Origin of the sequence: Jatrophihabitans lederbergiae (assembly GCF_031845305.1) — a bacterium.
Classification (GTDB): Bacteria; Actinomycetota; Actinomycetes; order Mycobacteriales; family Jatrophihabitantaceae; genus Jatrophihabitans_A; species Jatrophihabitans_A lederbergiae.
Map to the genome: position 1 here is coordinate 1 of NZ_JAVREH010000186.1, position 981 is coordinate 981.

Here is a 981-nt window from a genome sequence, read left to right on the forward strand (position 1 = left end):
CCGGCATGTGGAACCGGCGAACCGAGCGACTCGGCCAAATTGTCATGCCCCCACGGCACAATCGGAAACCACAGAGGCTTCCGCCTCAACAACGACGACCAACAGGCGCTGCGTGAAAGTTTCGGGCCAGCCGCGGAGTCGGGCCGGCCGGCATTCACCCGCTCACCGAGCACTGGGTCGAGGCGATGGCGACCGCCAACGACGAACTCGGCAGCGCGCTCGCCCGCTCGCTGCTACCAACACTGCTGAGTAGCCCGGACGCCGAGGCCCTGCTGGAGACCCTTCGCACCTACCTGCAGGTCGGCTCAGTGTCGGACGTGGCCGATCAGACCTATCGACATCGGAACACTATTCGCAATCGGCTGCGCCTGATCGAAGAGCGCACCGGACTCGCGCTGACCGTGCCGCGTGACGTCGCCGCCCTAACCCTGGCGCTGGCTTGGCTCGATTCACCCAGCGGTCGAGCCCGCCGCGACGGGGCGCGAACGGGCTGGGTCTGAGTTCGGCCACGCGCACACGATACGGCTTGAGATTTGCATCCGGTCACGACAATCTTTCGATATTGCGAGAAAAAATCCGCTTGTGCAGATGCACAGTGTGACCGCCGCGACGCACGCCCTGGTGACATTGCCGGGCCTCGGCCGCGGTGTTTGACTTCTCCGAACACGGCGCCTCGGCGTCGGGCGATCTTCCACAATCGCGGCGGCACTGCCGCCGCCTCATGCGATTGCACCGCGCTCTCCATACCGGCACGTTCCGATTCGAGCCAGGTTTCGGAACCGTCTCAGACGAGGACAAGCCATGACAACGTATCGCCCGGCCCAACCGCCACCCAACGGATCGGTTTCCGCCGGCTCGGCCGACTCGGCCGACTCGGCCGACCAGAGGAGTTTGCGTCGCAACTCCATGAGTACTGGGCACATCGTGTTCTTTGTGGTCGCGGCCGCGGCGCCACTGACCGTGGTCGGCTCGCTGTTCTCC

General features: G+C 65.3%; 2 protein-coding genes. Both read left to right on the forward strand.

What is annotated here, in order from left to right; translation table 11 throughout:
• The first annotated feature begins 185 nt into the window (after window positions 1-185).
• Window positions 186-500 carry a helix-turn-helix domain-containing protein gene (locus tag RM423_RS24890; RefSeq protein ID WP_311425723.1) on the forward strand — a complete coding sequence of 105 codons (315 nt, stop codon included), beginning with the start codon at window positions 186-188 and terminating at the stop codon, window positions 498-500.
• 301 nt (window positions 501-801) lie between these two features.
• Window positions 802-981 (forward strand): hypothetical protein (locus tag RM423_RS24895; RefSeq protein WP_311425724.1); only part of this gene is annotated, 180 nt, incomplete at its 3' end.

Coding starts and splice junctions, on each gene's coding strand:
- RM423_RS24890 (WP_311425723.1), top strand. CDS start 186: ATGGCGACCGCCAACGACGAACTCGGCAGCGCGCTCGCCCGCTCGCTG.